Here is a 211-nt window from a genome sequence, read left to right on the forward strand (position 1 = left end):
GGGCCCCCTCGCCGACCTCGTCGTCATCGAGATGGGGACGCTGATCGCCGGGCCGTTCTGCGGCCAGATCCTGGGCGACTTCGGCGCCGAGGTGATCCGGATCGAGGACCGCAACCGGCTCGACATGCCGAGGCGCCTGCCGATCTACAAGGGCGAGGCGCGGACCTACGGCGAGGAGGACGCCAATCCCGACCCGAACAAGGGCGGCCTG

At 70.6% G+C, this 211-nt stretch carries 1 protein-coding gene; it reads left to right on the plus strand.

Going from position 1 to position 211, the window contains the following annotated elements; genetic code table 11:
• Nucleotides 1–211, plus strand: a 211-nt coding sequence (locus AX677_RS09110) for a CoA transferase (RefSeq protein ID WP_197416887.1), incomplete at both ends; no start/stop codon positions are given.

Origin of the sequence: Streptococcus sp. CCH8-C6, assembly GCF_001557225.1 — a bacterium.
Classification (GTDB): Bacteria; Bacillota; Bacilli; order Lactobacillales; family Streptococcaceae; genus Streptococcus; species Streptococcus sanguinis_C.